General features: G+C 43.3%; 12 protein-coding genes. 5 read left to right on the forward strand and 7 right to left on the reverse strand.

Translation table 11 applies throughout. The annotated features are described in order from the left end of the window. Positions 1–30: 30 nt before the first annotated feature. The 5 genes from TOL2_RS03685 (at position 31) to TOL2_RS03705 (ending at position 7,428) form a co-directional block, all read left to right on the forward strand. A complete protein-coding gene (locus TOL2_RS03685; RefSeq protein ID WP_014956196.1) occupies positions 31–681 on the forward strand; it encodes a TetR/AcrR family transcriptional regulator in 651 nt (216 codons plus the stop codon). Positions 682–706: 25 nt separating this feature from the next. Then, positions 707–3,982: a fused isobutyryl-CoA mutase/GTPase IcmF gene (icmF, locus tag TOL2_RS03690; RefSeq protein ID WP_014956197.1), complete on the forward strand. Its 3,276-nt coding sequence runs from the start codon at positions 707–709 to the stop codon at positions 3,980–3,982. Positions 3,983–4,010: 28 nt separating this feature from the next. Continuing rightward, positions 4,011–5,186: an acetyl-CoA C-acetyltransferase gene (locus TOL2_RS03695; protein ID WP_014956198.1), complete on the forward strand. Its 1,176-nt coding sequence runs from the start codon at positions 4,011–4,013 to the stop codon at positions 5,184–5,186. 85 nt (positions 5,187–5,271) lie between these two features. After that, on the forward strand, positions 5,272–6,123 hold the full coding sequence (locus TOL2_RS03700; protein ID WP_014956199.1) for a 3-hydroxybutyryl-CoA dehydrogenase: 852 nt from the start codon (positions 5,272–5,274) through the stop codon (positions 6,121–6,123). A gap of 105 nt (positions 6,124–6,228) precedes the next feature. Then, positions 6,229–7,428: a M24 family metallopeptidase gene (locus TOL2_RS03705; RefSeq protein ID WP_014956200.1), complete on the forward strand. Its 1,200-nt coding sequence runs from the start codon at positions 6,229–6,231 to the stop codon at positions 7,426–7,428. On the opposite strand, the gene TOL2_RS03710 is transcribed toward TOL2_RS03705, so the two are convergent. From TOL2_RS03710 to TOL2_RS03740, 7 genes are all read right to left on the reverse strand, one after another. Continuing rightward, on the reverse strand, positions 7,423–9,711 hold the full coding sequence (locus TOL2_RS03710) for a tetratricopeptide repeat protein (RefSeq protein ID WP_014956201.1): 2,289 nt from the start codon (positions 9,709–9,711) through the stop codon (positions 7,423–7,425). The genes TOL2_RS03705 and TOL2_RS03710 overlap by 6 nt on opposite strands. 471 nt (positions 9,712–10,182) lie before the next feature. Further along, positions 10,183–11,085, reverse strand: a complete 903-nt coding sequence (locus TOL2_RS23405) for a universal stress protein (protein ID WP_014956202.1) — start codon at positions 11,083–11,085, stop codon at positions 10,183–10,185. Positions 11,086–11,107: 22 nt separating this feature from the next. Next, positions 11,108–11,914: an ABC transporter ATP-binding protein gene (locus tag TOL2_RS03720; protein WP_014956203.1), complete on the reverse strand. Its 807-nt coding sequence runs from the start codon at positions 11,912–11,914 to the stop codon at positions 11,108–11,110. 130 nt (positions 11,915–12,044) lie between these two features. Next, positions 12,045–13,274 (reverse strand): ABC transporter substrate-binding protein, encoded by a 1,230-nt coding sequence (locus tag TOL2_RS03725; RefSeq protein WP_014956204.1) that lies wholly within the window; start codon positions 13,272–13,274, stop codon positions 12,045–12,047. A gap of 77 nt (positions 13,275–13,351) precedes the next feature. Continuing rightward, positions 13,352–14,446, reverse strand: coding sequence for a branched-chain amino acid ABC transporter permease (locus tag TOL2_RS03730; protein WP_014956205.1), 1,095 nt, complete (start codon positions 14,444–14,446; stop codon positions 13,352–13,354). 3 nt (positions 14,447–14,449) lie between these two features. Further along, positions 14,450–15,343: a branched-chain amino acid ABC transporter permease gene (locus TOL2_RS03735; RefSeq protein WP_014956206.1), complete on the reverse strand. Its 894-nt coding sequence runs from the start codon at positions 15,341–15,343 to the stop codon at positions 14,450–14,452. Continuing rightward, positions 15,343–17,268, reverse strand: coding sequence for an AMP-binding protein (locus TOL2_RS03740; RefSeq protein WP_014956207.1), 1,926 nt, complete (start codon positions 17,266–17,268; stop codon positions 15,343–15,345). The genes TOL2_RS03735 and TOL2_RS03740 overlap by 1 nt, the downstream gene beginning before the upstream one ends. Between the last annotated feature and the right edge of the window lie 3 nt (positions 17,269–17,271).

Below are 17,271 nucleotides of genomic sequence, written 5' to 3' on the forward strand. Positions count from 1 at the left end.
GATGTTTTTTAAAGGAAAAGGACTGATTGTTTGGGAAGATTTAAAAAATCCAAGACGCCTTTATCCGGCGGCGACGTTCCGACACAAATAAAGAATCCTGAACTGGTGAGTAAGCGACGGCGTCAGATTATTGATTCTACGGTTAAATTGTTTATTGAACACGGATATCATAAGACTACAACCAGGATGATTGCAAAAGCTGCTAATTTTTCCATTGGTTCTTTATACGAATACGTCAGTTCCAAAGAAGATCTTTTGTATCTGGTATGTAATGCCATTCACGAAGAAGTCCGGGATGCGGTTGAAAAAGCCCTGTCAAATAAGGATAAGGGAAAAGAAAGGCTTGCCGAGGCCATTCGTCAATATTTTTATGTCTGCGATAAGATGGGAGACCATATTCTTCTCATGTATCAGGTTACCCAGTTTCTGCCGGAAAAATGGAAAAAAAGGGTTCTTGTCAACGAGTTGGATATTACGGATGTTTTTATCAATGCGCTTTCTTCGCTTTCCGGAAAAGATATCTTTCCAACGCTTGATGCTAAAATATTGAATCTTGTGGGTCACAATATATCGGTTCTGGGTCAGATGTGGGCGTTTAGGCGATGGCATATGCAACGCAATTTTACTATTGAAGAATATATTGATATTCAGACCGATTTCATCTTTGGCTTGATATTTTAAAAAAAATGTCTGAAAAGGAGACAGTATGAATATGCAAATTAAAAGGTATATCCCTGAATATTCAGTTAAAGTGGTGACAGCCACCTCTCTTTTTGACGGTCATGATGCATCCATAAATATCATGAGAAGAATTTTGCAGGATTGTGGTGCGGAAGTGATTCATATCGGGCATAACCGTTCTGCACAGGAAGTGGTTGCAGCAGCCATAGAAGAAGATGCCCAGGGGATTGCCGTATCCAGTTATCAGGGGGGGCATGTTGAATATTTCAAGTACATGAAGGATCTGTTAAAAGAAAGAGGCGCATCTCATATAAAAATTTTTGGAGGCGGCGGCGGTGTTATCATTCCTTCTGAAATGGATGAGCTTCATGCCTATGGTGTGACAAGGATCTATTCTCCTGAAGACGGATCAAAAATGGGGCTTCAGGGCATGATCAATGATATGATGCAATCCATGGACTTCCCTTGTGCAGGTTATGATAAACTGGACTATGAGAATCTGAACGTCGAGAACAAATATGTGACGGCAACTTTTATCTCTGCGGTCCAGGAAGCCTGGAAAAACGACCGGGATGCTCTTGAAAAAATCATGTCACCTATTTTTAAATCGGCTGCTAAAAAAGATGTTCCCGTCATTGGATTAACCGGAACAGGCGGTGCAGGCAAGTCGTCTTTGACCGATGAATTAATTATCCGGATGCTGCATGATCTTAATGATGTTAATATCGCCGTCATTTCCTGTGATCCGTCCCGGCGAAAAACAGGCGGCGCTCTGCTGGGTGACAGGATCAGGATGAATTCCATTGAAACAGGGCGCGTTTATATGCGGTCTCTGGCCACACGACTTTCTCAAACAGAGCTTCCCGAAGCTTTGCCGGATGCGATCCGTGTGGTCAAGGCAGCAGGGTATGACATTATTATCATTGAAACAGCCGGTATCGGCCAGGGTGATTCCAGGATTGTCGATCTGGTGGATATCTCCATCTATGTCATGACAGCCGAATTCGGTGCGCCTTCTCAGCTGGAAAAGATTGATATGCTGGATTATGCTGATATGGTCGTGTTGAACAAGTATGAGAAAAAAGGCAGTGAAGATGCTTTACGGGATGTGCGAAAACAGGTTCAGAGAAATCGTAAGGCCTGGGATACGGACCCAAAAGATCTGCCGGTATACGGAACCATTGCATCCAAATTTAACGATGACGGAGTTACTGCTTTTTATCTCGGGCTGCTGGATATTATTTTTGAAAAGAAAAAGATTAAATTTAAATCCAGTCTCCCAAGACCGGATAAAAAAGAATCCTCTTCAAAAACCATTATTATTCCGGGTTCAAGAACGCGGTATCTGGCTGAAATTGCCGATACAATAAGGCAATACCACAAGACAACCCAAGAACAGGCAGAAGCTGTACGAAATAGATGGCATTTGATTGAAGCCTCCAAAACTTTGAAAGACAAGGGGCTTGATCAATTGCCGGATCTCCTGGAAAAACTGAAGGCTGCGGTTGCAGATGCCCAGGCTCTCGTGGAAAAAGAAACCAATGAGATTATTGATGAATTCAATACCTTAAAAAGCGTATATGCAAAAGATGAGCTGGTGTATCATGTCCGTGGTGAAGCGGTAAGCTTGCCTTTGTACAGCAAATCCCTGTCCCATTCCAAAATTCCAAAAATTTCCCTGCCGCAATTTACTGATCCGGGGGAACAATATGCCTGGATGAGAAAAGAGAATTTTGCAGGCAATTTTCCATACACAGCCGGGGTATTTCCCTTAAAACGGTCGGATGAAGATCCCACCCGCATGTTTGCCGGAGAAGGCGGTCCTGCTGATACCAACAAGCGGTTCAAGCTTCTGTCGGCCAGTTATCCGGCCAAACGGCTTTCAACGGCCTTTGATTCGGTTACTCTTTACGGATTTGACCCGGATACGCGGCCGGATATATACGGTAAGATCGGGACCTCGGGGGTGAGCATCTGCACCCTGGATGATGTAAAGGTGTTGTACAGCGGGTTTGATCTGTGCGCGCCCAATACATCGGTTTCCATGACCATTAACGGCCCGGCCCCCATGATGCTGGCCATGTTTATGAATACGGCCATTGCTCGTCAGGTGGAGATGTTTAAAGAAAAAAACGGCCGCAAACCATCTGAAGATGAGGCCGCAACCCTTTGGCAGTTTGCCTTGTCAAATGTCAGGGGAACTGTTCAGGCGGATATTTTAAAAGAAGACCAGGGGCAGAATACCTGCATTTTTTCCATTGATTTTGCCTTGAAAATGATGGGGGATATTCAGCAGTATTTTATTGATCATCAGGTGAAAAATTTTTATTCGGTTTCCATCTCAGGCTATCATATTGCAGAGGCCGGTGCCAATCCCATTACCCAGCTTGCTCTGACCCTGGCAAACGGGTTTACCTATGTGGAGTATTATTTGTCCCGTGGCATGGATATCAACAGCTTTGCGCATTCTCTTTCGTTTTTCTTTTCCAATGGCATGGACCCTGAGTATACCGTGATCGGAAGGGTGGCCAGGCGGATCTGGGCCGTGGCCATGAAATATAAATATAAGGCAAATGAAAAATCCAGAAAGCTGAAATATCATATCCAGACATCCGGCAGATCCCTTCACAGCCAGGATATTCAGTTCAATGACATCAGGACCACGCTTCAGGGGCTGTGCGCGGTTTATGATAATTGCAACAGTCTTCATACCAATGCATTTGACGAAGCAATTACCACACCTTCTGCGGAATCTGTGAGGCGCGCCCTTGCCATTCAGTTGATTGTCAACCGGGAGTGGGGACTGGCAAAAAATGAAAACCCGTTGCAGGGAAGCTTTATTGTGGATGAACTCACAGATCTTGTGGAAGAAGCTGTTCTGATTGAATTTGAAAGAATAACTGAACGAGGAGGTGTGCTGGGTGCCATGGAAACCGGATACCAGAGGGGCAAAATCCAGGAAGAATCAATGTATTATGAATATCTGAAGCATTCAGGAGGGTATCCTATTGTTGGGGTTAATACATTTGAAGATCCTGATGCGGATTATGCACAAATGGCAAATCATCTGGAGCTTTCAAGGGCCACGGATGATCAGAAAAATGCCCAGCTTCAAAGGCTGGCTGCATTTAAAGAGCGATATAAGGATCAATCGGAACAAGCGATTCAAGACCTTAAACAGACGGTTTTAAAGGGTGAAAATATTTTTGCAAGGCTTATGGAGACGGTTAAGGTCTGCAGTTTGGGAACCATCACTCAGGCATTGTATGAGGTCGGCGGAAAATACAGACGAAATATGTAAAAAATAACAGATTAGGAGAGTGTTTAATATGAATAAAGCAGTTATTGTCAGTGCCACACGGACCCCTTTGGGAAATTTTGGCGGCACATTGGCTACTATTGGTGCCACTGATCTGGGTGCCCATGTGATAAACGAAGCCATTGCAAGGGCCGGCATTGATAAACAAGAGATCAATGAGTGCATCATGGGCATGGTTCTGCCCTGCGGATATGGCCAGAATCCTGGAAAGATTGCTGCGGTTAAAGCAGGGCTGCCCTGGGAAGTTGAATCCATTACGGTAAATAAGGTGTGCGGGTCATCATTAAAAGCAGTGATGCTTGCAGCCCAGGCCATCCAGTGCGGTGATGCCGAGGTGGTGGTTGCAGGCGGCATGGAAAACATGAGCCGTGCCCCTTATTATATGGATAAGGCCCGCTGGGGACATCGCATGGGGCCCGGTCGTATCGAAGATCATATGGTCCATGATGGGCTTTGGGATGTGATCAATGATTTTCACATGGGTATGTCCAATGAACTTTGTTCTGAAAAATGGGGGGTATCCAGGCAGGAGCAGGATGAATATGCGGCACAATCGTATAAAAAAGCCAATGCCGCCATTGCACAAGGGCGGTTTAAAGACGAAATCGTACCAGTGCAGATTCCCCAGAGAAAAGGTAATCCCATTATGTTTGATACGGATGAATGCCCAAAAGAGACTGGATTGGAATTGCTCTCAAAAATGAAACCGGCATTTAAAAAAGACGGGGTGGGAACTGCCGGGAATGCATCAATCATAAGTGACGGGGCTTGTGCCCTGGTTGTCATGAGTGAAAAAAAAGCCAGAAAACTGGGCTGCAATATCATGGCAACCATTGGTTCCCAGGCCTCCTATGGCATTGATATGAAGTATGTTTTGATGGCTCCCATTTATGCCATACCCAAGGTGCTGAAAAAAGAGGGAATTTCTATTTCAGATATAGATCTGTTTGAAATCAATGAAGCATTTTCCGGCAGCTCTGCAGGCATCAACAATGAGCTGGGCCTTGATCCTGAACAGGTAAACGTGAACGGCGGCAGCGTTGCTCTTGGGCACCCCATTGGTGCTTCCGGGGCCAGGGTATTGACTACCTTGTTATATGAAATGGAAAAAAGGGATGTTAATCGCGGTCTTGCCTCTCTTTGCCTTGGAGGTGGAGAAGCTGTTGCGCTTGTTGTCAACAGGTGATATGACAAATAATTGTCAAAAAGGACAATGAACTAAAACTATTGGGATAGACGTATAATTATCGAGGTATAATTAAGGAGGAAAAATGGAAGTAAAGAGATTTGGTGTTATCGGATCAGGACAGATGGGTAATGGTATTGCACAGGTTGTAGCGGCCAGCGGACTTGAAGTTGTGATGAGTGATATTAAAGAAGAATTTTGTGCAAACGGTATTGCCACTATTACAAAAAATCTTGACAGAATGGTGAAAAAAGAAAAAATATCCGAGGATGATAAAGCTGCAATCCTTGGCAGAATAACTACCACCACTGATTTGAAAGATATGGCATCTGTTGATTTTGTTGTTGAAGCAGCTGTGGAAAGAGAAGATCTGAAATTTAAAATTTTTGAAGATCTGGATGAAATCTGTCCGCCACAAGTCATTTTGGCCACCAATACATCTTCCATCCCCATCGGTCGTATTGCCTCCAGAACATCCCGGCCGGACAAGGTTATCGGCATGCATTTCATGAACCCGGTTCCTGTCATGAAACTGGTTGAGGTTATCAGAGGGCTTGCAACATCAGATGAAACTTTTGATGTCACATGGAAGCTTTGCCAGGACTTTGGAAAAACCCCTGCTGAAGCCAATGATTATCCTGGATTTATTGCCAACAGGATATTGATCCCCATGATCAATGAGGCAGTTTTCTGTCTGTATCAGAGTGTTGGAAAACCCGAAGACATTGATACGGTTATGCGGCTGGGTGCCAACCATCCCATGGGCCCACTTGCCCTGGCAGACCTTATAGGCCTGGATACCTGCCTTGCCATCATGGAGACATTGTATGATGGATTAAAAGATTCCAAATACAGACCCTGCCCGCTCTTGAGAAAATATGTTGAAGCCGGCTGGCTTGGAAGAAAGACCGGAAAAGGGTTTTATGATTACAAATAATTAATTTTTAATAGTTATTTTAAATGAAAGCTATGGCATGGCATTAAAAAATGGATGCATTGCCATAGCTTTTTTTGTTTTGATCAGAAAATAATGGTGAAACAGATGATTAAATATAGCCGTACCACCCCTGAAGCAGAGCAGCAATCACGGATACTTGCATTACAGCAAAGACTTGAGAAAAATGATGTTGACGGTGTTTTGATTTTACAGAAAGTCGATATGTTCTATTATTCAGGAACTGCTCAGCAGGGATGGCTGTATATCCCGGTACAGGGAGAACCCGTGCTGATGATTTTTAAGGATTTTCACCGGGCCAGAGAAGAATCAGGGCTTCAACAGGTTGTTTGCCTTGTCAGCCCAAAAGAGATCCCACAAACGATTGCCCAATTCGGGTGTTCAATTCCAAAAAATCTTGGCCTTGAACTGGATGTGTTGAGTGTTAACCAGTATATTTTATTTCAAAAAATATTTTCCGGGTCAAACATGATTGATATATCACTTCAAATAAGGCTGCAGAGGGCTGTAAAGTCAGATTATGAAATCGACTTGATGCGCAAGTCTTCACACATGGCAGATAAGGTTGCGGCCAAAGTTCCCGATTTGATCAAAGAAGGAATGACCGAGATTGAATTTGCAGGGCTGGTTGAAGCTTATGCCAGAAGCCTTGGTCACCAGGGTCTTGTCCGGATGCGAATGTGGGACAATGATCTTTTTTACGGCCATATCATGGCCGGGCCGGGAGCTGCCGTTCCCAGCTGCTTTGCTTCGCCCACCGGCGGCAGGGGAGTGAATCCAAGTATTGCTCAGGGACCAGGATTTGATCTTATAAAACGCAATGAACCAATACTTGTGGATTATATTTTTGTTTTAGATGGATATATCAGTGACCACACCCGGATCTTTTCTCTTGGTTCTCTGCCGGATGACCTTTTAAAGGCCCATGATGCAATGCTGGAAATTCAGGACATGGTAAAACAAAACGCAATCCCTGGAAGCATTACAGGGGATTTGTACGAAATGATGATATCCATGGCAGAAGCCAAAGGATACAAAGACTATTTCATGGGGGCAGGGGAGAGAAGAATCCGGTTTACAGGCCATGGATTAGGTCTTGAACTGGATGAATTCCCCTTTATCGCCCAAGGACAAAAACTGGCCCTTGAAAAAGGCATGATCATTGCTCTTGAGCCTAAAGTCGTTTTGCCGGGAAAAGGGGTTGTGGGTATAGAAAATTCATTGCTGGTAACGCAAAACTCTCTTGAATCCCTGACAACATTCAGTGACGAGATTGCCATATTATAAAAGGTCTAATACTTTTTTGGCGTCATCCGAGCCTTTAAAATTGCTTTGCAATGCCAGGGCTTTTTTTAAGGCTTTTTCCGCTTTAATATATTTACCCATCTTATTATAGGCCAGGCCCAGGTGGTAATGGAAAATAGGGTTTTCAGGTGCTTGATCAATACAGGTTTTAAATTCCGTTGCCGCACTGTCATAAAGTTCTTTTTTATAATAGACCCATCCCAAGGTATCCATAATGGCAGGCATTTTTCCGAGCCGTTCTTTTGCTTTGAGGGCAAGATCCAGGGCCTTGTTCAGTTCCCTGTCCTGCTCGGCATATAAAAACGCCAGGTTGTTCACGGCAGGAATATAATCCGGATTGATTTTCAGTGCTTTTTTGTAATGGGCTTCTGCCAGGTCAATTCTCTGCTGTTTTTCATAGAGGGTGCCGATAAGGCTGTGGGGAGATGCTTGATCCGGCCTGTTTTTAATCAGGTCTTTATAAAGATCAATTGCCTTGTCAGTTTTATTTTCGCTGTTAAAAATTCTTCCCAGGGTCAGGTAAGGGGTTATATAGGCCGGGTTTTTTTTAATGGATTGTTTTAATACCGCCTTTGCCTTGTCAATTTTTTGGCCGTCCAGCAGAAGGTTTGCTTTAAGGTTGAGAACAATTGAACTGATAACAGGTGAATGCCGTGTCTTTTTTAATTGATCATCGCATTTGTTTAATGCTGTTTTATACTGTTTTTCAGATACATAAACTGCTATCAGGTTTGTAAACACATCCATGAGAAGGGGATTTAATTCCATGGCCCTGTTAAAGTTAGTCAGGGCCTCACTATTATTTTTTTCCATGCGGTTTATAATGCCCAGTCTGAAAAAAGCAGAAGGATTTTTGGGGTCAAGCTCAGTCATGTTTTTAAATATGGTTTTTGCTATGTCGTACTTTTTATTGGCCATCTGAATATTACCTGAAAGAATATTGGCGGCATAATGGTTGGGTATTAGGTTCAGTGCTTTTTTTATGCTGTCCTCGGCAAAATAAATATCTCCCTGGCGGTAATGGATGTCTGCCATCATTACTAATGCTTTAAAAAGATTCGGATTTTTCTCCAGTGCTTTTGAAAGAAAAATTTTGGCCTGTTTGAAGTCCTTTTTTTCAAAAAAGCTTGATCCTAAAAGAAAATTAAACATGGCGGATTCAGGTTCTTCTTTGACAAGATCCTGAAAAATTTCAATGGCTTTGTCATGGTCTTTTCGGGTTGCAAGAATTTTTCCCTTGAGCATCTTTGCAGGCAGGTAATTCGGTCGTTTTTCCAAAATTTCATCAACAAGTGTTTCTGCTTTTAAAATGTTTTTATTGGAAAAATGAAAATCTGCATATGCGTTTTGGACTGAAAAGTTGTCCGGTTCAATTGTAAGGGCTTTTTGGATAAATTTTTCCGCCTCTGCTGTCCTTTTTTGGCTGTTCAATAATCTTGCCAGGAGCATATATGCATTCAAATTTTCCGGGTCAGTATCAATGGCTTTTAAAAAGGAGATTTGCGCCTTTTCCGGTTTTTTTTGGCCTGCATAAAAGTTTGCCAGGAGGATAAGCGGTTCAGCTGTGCCCGGCTTTTTTGAAATAAAATCAGTGAGTACTGTCTCAGCAGCATCAAGTTGCCTGTCGGCTAAATAAAATCCAAACAAAGCCTTGGAATAGACGATGTTCTCCGGTTCAATTGCTACAGCTTGTTTCAGATTTTTTTCCGCTTTCAGATATTTTTTTTCGGCGACATACAGTCTTGCAAGTATCAGGTGGGCTTTTGCCTGTTTTTCATCAATTTTTAGTATTTTAAAATAGATCGTTTCAATCTTCTCCAAGTCTTCTTTTTTATCTTTGAGTATTGAGGCATTCAGGTACAGGGCCTGTATATTCTCCGGGGCTTTTTCAAGAACCTCTTTGACCCTGCGCTCGGCTTCCGGTCTTTTTTTTCCCAGAAGATAAAAATAGGCCAACTGGAGTTTATGTTCCAGGTTTTCAGGGTCAATTTGTTCAAGCCTTAACAGCACTTTAAATGTTTCCTTGGCATCTCCGAGTTTCATGTATGTTTTGGCAAGAAGGTCGTAAGCCTTGACAGATGTATTGTCTAATTTTATGACGTTTTTAAGCTGAATAACCGCTTTTTGATATTCTGAATGATCAAAATAGGTCTGTGCTTCTGAAAGAAATTGCCCGGTTTTTGTCTTGGCAGATGAACACCCGGAAATTAAAAACATAGAAATGACTATGGTTGCAATATGGATTGGCTGTAAACGGTTTTTCATTATCATCCTCCGGAAAATAAAAAATTGTGTCGTGGCATATTTTAAAAATGCAATTTGTATACCTGCATTTTTTAATCAAATTTTCAGAGCGGATTGTTAGGGATTGATAATGATTTTTTGGTTTGAAGGTTTTGAATGACAAGACATTTCAGGATATCAGGCACTATTGTGATATGACTGCCACGGGCAGACCTGGTTTTTTGCTCAGATTTGCCCACAACAAAAAATGAAAGTCGCTGTTTGGATTTTTGAAGACTTTCATATAAAAAACAACAACAAGCTAATTATAATAATTGATGAGAAAGCAACTCTATATTGTGGAAAAAAGTTCATGGATTGTGAATTTTTTTTCACAATATGCAAAAAAAGGAATAAAAAGATCCGAATTTATATTTTCAAGATATAAATTTTTAACGGCTTGATCGTATATGTGTCTGTTTGTTAAATGAATTTTATGATTAACTGTGTTTATCATCCGCCATATTTATCATCAAAAGAGTTCCAGAATTTTCTGTCCTTTTCCCGCCAGCCTTTACCAAAGGATTGATCAAAAAAGGGTTTTAACTTTTTAAACCAGGCACCATACCCCTGGTTTCCCTGTATCCGGGTTTTGATGACATCGGCAACATGGTCGCCAAGATTGGCCAGTTCATCTTTGGGAATATAGGAGTCCGCACCTTTTTGAATGGATTCTTTTAAATTTTCAGGGGTCAGGGCATGGGCGGTCAGCATGAGCGCAGGAATATCTTTTTTGCGGGCAAGTTCAAGAATATCATAACCGCTTACACCCATGATATCCAGGATGGCAACATCATATCGATTATGTTCAATCAGTTTTCTGGCCTCATCAAAAGTGGCTGCCTGATCAAGAAAACACATGTCCAGCAACTCTTCAACCGTTTCCAGGATATCAGGTTCATCATCAAGTACCAGAAGCCTCCGGTCCCTTAAGAGTTCTTGGGTTGTCATATTGTCCAGGTTGAATTTGACCGTGGTGACAGGGCAGGGGGCTTTGAGGATGACATGGCGTGATGTGGAACCCAGAAAGGCTTTCTGTGTTCTGGAAGTTTTCTTTATTCCCAGAAAAATATGATCAATATCATTTTCCTGTGCAAACTTGACCAGATCTTCACCCGGTGAAAGTCCTCTTACGCTTTGTTGAGCATCGTATTTTACTTTTGAATGCTCCATCAGTTTTTTGGCAAACTCAAGATTTTCTTCTGCTTTTAAAATATCCGACTGTTTTTCAGAAGTTCCACCCTGCATTGAGGTGATGATATAAACAAAAGCATTGTTTTTCAGGGCATAATCCCTTGCAAGGGATAAAGCGAGTCTGCCGACTTCTCCACCATTATATCCAACAAGTATTTTCATATAAATCTCCTGAAATTATACTTTACATCCAGCGTTTACGTCTTTTATAAGACTTTACATCCTTAAAGGATTTTCTTTTGCCGCCTTTGGTGATTCCCATATAAAACTCTTTTACATCAGGATTGTCCTGCAGCTCTTTTGACGGACCTTCCAGAACAATTTTACCGGACTCCATGATATACGCATAATCTGATATGGCCAGCGCCACTTTTGCATTCTGCTCAACCACCAGGATTGTGGTATCAAGTTCTTTATTGATTTTTTGAATATTATCAAATATTTCTTTGACCAGCAAAGGTGCCAGGCCAAGAGACGGTTCATCCAGCATCAGCATTTCAGGGGCTGCCATCAATGCCCTGGCAATGGCAATCATCTGCTGCTCCCCGCCTGAGCTGTATCCGGCCATCCGGTTGGTTACATTTGAGAGCCTGGGAAAATGTTTGTACATCAGCTCATTGTCTTCACGGATTTTAGCTGATCCGTCCTTGCGGGTAATGGACCCCACAATGATGTTTTCATTAACGGTCAGGTGTTTGAACACACGTCTGCCTTCAGGCACCATAACAGCGCCCATTTTAACAATATCCGTTCCCATAAGATGGGTGGTATCAGTCCCGTTGAATTTGATATATCCTTCCTTGATGGCACCGTTTTCAGGCTTTAAAAGACCGGAGATCGCCCTTAAAGTGGTTGTTTTGCCCGCACCATTGGTACCCAGCAAGGATACGATACCGCCTTTGGGAATATTCAGGCTCACACCGCGCAATACCTGGATGATATCATTATAGACAACCTCAATATTATTTACTTCAAGCAGGTTTTTTCCCATATTCGTTTTCTTTTTTTTCAGGTTAATCTTACCGGAAATCCGGGTTAAGCTACAGCTGGATTTCCGGTAAATTAAGGTTCAGCTTAGGTCACAAATTTGATTTGATGGCTAAAGAATCATTTGCCTTTGCTTATTTTATTTTTTTCATGAATTTTGACTGCATTGGTTCTCCTATCTTTTTGAACACACCATTCTGGACACTGTAAATCTGGAGCATGTCAACACCTGCACGGTCTGTTTTTGAATAGGTCACAGGTCCCATGGTTGTATAGGGATTATATGCATTTGCACCATTCATTGAATTGAGTTCGTTGTATAAAGTTTCTTTGGTTATTTTTTTCCCCTTTGCCTTGACTCTTTTGATGGTCTCGGTTGCAACCTGTGCTACCATTATGCCGGCAGCATAATTATGGGAATTGGCAGCCTTGTCGTCACGTCCATACAATTGGGCAAGGGCCAGCTGTTTTGTTGTTCCTTCACCTTTTTCAGATGTCAGGTTAAAAGAGCAGGTCCAGAAGTATCCTTCGCAGGCATCCCCGGCCAGTGCAATCAGATCGTTTCCACCGGTGTAATGAACGCCCAGGAAGGTGAGTTTTCCTTGTTCACCATAGGTTTTGGCCGTCAGTCCCAGGCGGGATGAATCTTTGAGCATTGTTGCAACAGGGGATTGAACCGTATGGCACAAAACATATTGAACGTCCTTGCTCATCAGCCGTTTTAACATGGCAGAGTTGTCAAGGTCTTTGCCGTGTTCAACCACTTCAACAATTTCCAGGTTAAGGCCTGCGGCAACCGCTTTTTTTGCATCATCCACCGGTCCGCGTCCAAAGGCGGATGGATGGATAAACATGGCAACTTTGGCTTTGCCGTCAGTGTGGTTTTGTGCCACATACTCGGAAAGGGCAACCAATTGTTCCGAATAGGAGGCTACAGGCAGAAAGATATAGTTGGAATCATCCAGGTTTCCCGCATGGTAGGAGGCGGGAAGAACCGCAATCCGTTCTTCTTCAAAATCCCTTTTCAGCCCCAGGGTGCTGCCGGTGGAATAGTTCAGATACATGACTATACCGTCATCAAGATACTCTTCAAAATTTCTTTTGGTGATATCGGTTTTATACTGGTCATCCCTGATGGTGCAGTCAATTTTATCGTCACCGAGTATGTTTGTTTCATTCACAAATTTAAAATAATCCTCAACCCCTTTTGCATAAGGATTTCCAGCATCAGATGTCGGGCCTGTGATGGCCAGCGACAGTCCCAGTTTGTAAACCTTTCCTCCGGCATTTGCAGGTGCGGTAAATGCAAACATAACGACAATAACCAGTAAAGCGTTCAAAAAAAATAGTTTTTGGATTTTCATGTTTTTTGTTCCTCCTTGGTTTGGGTTTAAGGCATTTGAAAAATTATAAAGCAAGACCATCATTATCAAAAAAAATATCAATAACGGAATGGCCACAGCTTTGTGTATGATTTGGCGATTCTCCACCAGTTTGCAATTCCCCTGGGTTCAAACATCAGGAACAAAACAATAACAAGGCCGAAGCTAAAAGGTTTCAAAGCTGTTGCAAGATTCATGCTGGATGGCAGGTATTGTCCGGCAGCCTCTGAAAGATGCTCCACCTGCAGGTCCAGAAATTTAATGGCCACAGGTCCCCAGAATGATCCGTTTAAAGTTCCAAGGCCCCCGACAATGGCCATGGCAAGATAAGAAATGGATTCATGCAGGGTAAAGGATTCAAACCCGACACCCCGGTAAAGATATGCATGCAGGGCACCTGCAACACCGGCAAAGAAACCTGCCAGTGCAAATGCATAGACTTTTGTAAGACCGGGGTTGATTCCCATGGCATCTGCGGCACGGTCATTGTCCCTGACCGCTACAAGGGATCGTCCATAGCGGGTTTTTAAAAGGTTTCTTACCCCAAATCCCAGCAGAACCACTATGACAAGGATAATATAATACCAGAACAGATAATGGTCATTTCGTCCCACTTTACCCGTAAACCAGAATACCCTGCCCACAAATATGGTCTGGCCCTGGTTGAAAAAGGTCATAAAATTAATAACCCACTGGAAAATCATTTGAAATGAAAGAGTGGCAATAGCCAGGTAAAGATGCTTCAGCCGCAGGGCCGGCAGCCCGACAAGGGCACCGAACGCGGCACCCACAAATCCGCTGATAAGAATCAGCACGGGCCAGAAATGGGTGACAATGATATGGGAATCTCCAATGGTTCTGCAAAAGGATGCAATTGTGTACGCCCCGATACCGACAAATGCTGCATGGCCGATGGATATAAGACCTGCAAACCCTGTCACCAGGTTCAATCCCATAACTGCCACAATGGCAATGAGAATATTATCCACCACAAGCATATATTTGTTGCTCAAGGGAAATAACAGGGGCCAGAAAAAAAGAATTAACAAGAATAATGTAAACACGGAACGGTCAAGACTTGTAAAAAACGTTTTTTGTTCCTGCCTGTAGGTTGTGTGAAAATTACCCGTTGCTAACCATGAATTTGCTGACATAGGCTACACTCGCTCAATTTCATGAATTCCAAATAAACCGTGGGGTTTAAATAGAAGAATGATTAATAAAATAATATATGGCATGACATCCCCGGTGCCGTTCAATCCGAAATTACCATCCAGGTAACCGCTTGCAAACTGCTGGATCAATCCCATAATGATTCCTGCCACAACCGCGCCTAAAATTGAATCAAGGCCTCCCAGGATGACCACGGGAAACACAATAATACCAAATGCCTGGAGCGTTTCAAAGTTCAACCCGGTTATGTTGCCGATAATACAGCCTGCCGCTGCAGCTGACAGCCCTGCGGTTGCCCAGGCAAGTCCGAAGACCTTTGGCACGGAGATACCCACGGACATGGCACCGAACTGATCGTCGGACACTGCCCGCATGGAAATGCCTACAGTTGATTTTTTGAAAAACCAGGAAAATGCCCCGATCAGAAGACAGGTGATGATAACACCCACAAGCTGTGTCCATGAAATGGAAACACCTCCAAAGGTCAGAGGGGTCTGGGGTAAAAATTGTGGAAAGGAAAAATTTTCCGTGCCAAAAGGGGTGATAAAGATCAAACCGTCAATGATAGAGGCCAGCCCAATTGTCACCATGATAACCGAAATGATGGGTTCTCCGATCAGGCGACGTAAAAAAATTCTTTCAACGCTCATGGCCAGAAAAAATGTGATTATCATGCCGACCAGAAAAGAAAAGAAGATCGGTATTCCTAATCCTACCGTAAGGTAATAGGTGATAAATGCACCTGCTGCAATAATCTGCCCATGGGCAAAGTTTGCCACACGGCTGGATTTATAGACCAGCACCAGTCCCAATGCGGCTAAAGCATAAATAGAGCCGACCACAATGCCGCTGACTAAAATTTGAAAAAAATAACTCATCAAAATCCTTTCACCGTGTAAAACAAAATGCTTGTTTTAACCTTGGCTGACTGCCCGTCCTGATACTGGAAGGAAGCCTCAACCTCTTTTTTGTCAATAGATTCGTCATAAAGCGCATCATACAGGTTCTGGTATCGTTCCTGAACAAATTGACGGCGGATTTTACCGGTTTTGGTCAACTCCCCGTCATCCACATCCAAAAGCTTGTAAAGCAGGGCAAACCGCTTGATTTTAAAATGTTCTTTTTCAGCTCTACAGTTGACATCCTTTACCTGTTCCATAATAAGTTCAGCCACTTCAGGTCTGCCGGAAAGATCCATATATGTGGTAAAGGAAATGCCTTTGTCTTCAGCCCATTTGCCCACAACAACGGGATCAATGTTGATCAGGCACGCCACAAAGTCCTCGTTGTTGCCGTAAATCACCGCCTCTTTGATATATGGACTGAATTTGAGGGCGTTTTCCAGAAACATGGGAGAGAACATTTCTCCTTTATTGTTGTGCATCACGTCTGACAGGCGGTCGATAACCACCAGGTGGCCGTGTTCATCAATAAATCCGGCATCTCCCGAGTGAAGCCAACCGCCCTCCAGCAGTTCTTCGGATTTTTTCGGCAGATCATAATAGCCTGGGGAAACAGAAGCGGATCTGGACAGGATTTCCCCGTTGTCCGCGATTTTGCATTCGGTTCCGGGCAATGGCTTGCCAACGGTTTCGGGCCTAACATCACCGTCCCTGTGCATATAGGCAATCCCGGTTATTTCGGTTTGTCCGTAAATTTGTTTCAAATTTACCCCGATGGCCTGGTAAAAGGTGAAAAGTTCCGGCCCTAATGCAGCACCGCCAGTATAGGCGCGTTTTAGCCGCAACAGCCCGATCTGGTTGATCAGGGGGCGAAAGACCATCTGTTTGCCCAGCCATGATTTGAGTTTTAATCCCAACGGCATGGGTTTGCCGGTCATCCTGTAGTGTGCGGCTTTTAAACCTGCAGATATAAAATAATTATAGAATAATTTGTTCAACCAATAGGACTGGTCGATTTTCAGCCAGATTTCAGACCGGATGGTTTCATAAATCCTTGGGGCACCGAACATGAAATGGGGTCCGATTTCCTTTAAATCCGACATGGCTGTTTCAACGGATTCGGGAAAGTTAATGGTGATTCCCGTGGCCATGGCAACCCCGAATGAGTTCATCTGTTCACCGATCCAGGCAAAAGGCAGAAACGAGACATATTCATCCGTAGGCTCCAGAGGATCGACATCGGTTATTTTTACTCCCATGTTGATATAATTTCTATGGGTCATGATGGTGCCTTTGGGAAGCCCCGTGGTTCCAGAGGTCAGGCACAGGTGACAGGCATCGTCCGGCTTGCCTTGATCCACAAGGATTTCAAAAATATCAGGATCTTTTGCATGAATTTTTTCACCCAGTTTGTAAATATCTTTGATATCAACAAACCAGTCATCAGACATATATTCTCTCATACCTCTTGGGTCTTCAAAAATGACTTTTTTAACATTGGGGATCTGATCTCTGATATCCAGAACCTTGTCCACCTGTTCCTGGTTGTCGCAAAATACCACGGTAACTTTCAGGTATTGAATGATCTGGGCAATTTCACGGGGCATGCTGGTTTGATAGATACCGGCTGAAACAGCACCAATGGCGTGCGCTCCAATGGCTGTAAACAAAAGTTCTGGAATATTATCACTGATGATGGCAATGGTTTCTCCTTTGCCCAGCCCGATGTTTTTGAGACCAAGAGCGGTTTTGCGGACATAGTCATAGTAATCTTCCCAGGTATAGGTGTTCCAGATTCCAAAATCTTTTTCCCTTAGCGCCGGGCGTTTGGGCGTGCTGTTAACCCGCCAGCGAAGCAATTGGGGAATGGAGTATTCAAGTAGGTGATCATTCTTGCTCATAGA

Source organism: Desulfobacula toluolica Tol2, assembly GCF_000307105.1.
Taxonomy (GTDB): Bacteria; Desulfobacterota; Desulfobacteria; order Desulfobacterales; family Desulfobacteraceae; genus Desulfobacula; species Desulfobacula toluolica.